A 568-nucleotide genomic window follows, 5' to 3' on the forward strand; every position below is an offset into this window, starting at 1 on the left:
ACGGCTGTAGCGGTTCATATCACCTTACCGTCGCTTTTCGCAGATTAGCACGTCCTTCATCGCCTCTGACTGCCAGGGCATCCACCGTGTACGCTTAGTCGCTTAACCTCACAACCCACAGGCGTTTTGCAACGCTGCAGACTGCAAGCATTTGAGAGACTCGAACGCATCGTGATTCATTTCTTATTACGGAGAAATGAAGCGACGCGTCGTTTCAAATTTTCAGCTTGTTCCGGATTGTTAAAGAGCAATATCTCAAACACGACGTTACCGTCAGTTTTGAGATATTCTGTGGAGACACCTTTCACCTGTCACCAAGCAGTGGCGTCCCCTAGGGGATTCGAACCCCTGTTGCCGCCGTGAAAGGGCGGAGTCCTAACCGCTAGACGAAGGGGACACAAAGTGTCACGACTTCGCAGCCGTCCTGCTCGTTACTTTTCTATCAGACAATCTGTGTGAGCACTTCGCGGGAAGGTATCTTCAGGTAAGGAGGTGATCCAACCGCAGGTTCCCCTACGGTTACCTTGTTACGACTTCACCCCAGTCATGAATCACAAAGTGGTAAGCG

Annotated in this window: 1 tRNA gene and 2 rRNA genes; all 3 read right to left on the reverse strand. The window is 50.9% G+C overall.

The features are described 5' to 3' along the window. Positions 1-108: ribosomal RNA gene (locus C1Y42_RS23260) — 23S ribosomal RNA — on the reverse strand; the annotation flags it as partial. Positions 109-322: 214 nt separating this feature from the next. Next, positions 323-397, reverse strand: a tRNA-Glu gene (locus tag C1Y42_RS23265). Between the two features lie 88 nt (positions 398-485). After that, positions 486-568 (reverse strand): 16S ribosomal RNA (locus tag C1Y42_RS23270); the annotation flags it as partial.

Origin of the sequence: Pantoea sp. ICBG 985, from assembly GCF_002928365.1 — a bacterium.
Classification (GTDB): domain Bacteria; phylum Pseudomonadota; class Gammaproteobacteria; order Enterobacterales; family Enterobacteriaceae; genus Pantoea; species Pantoea dispersa.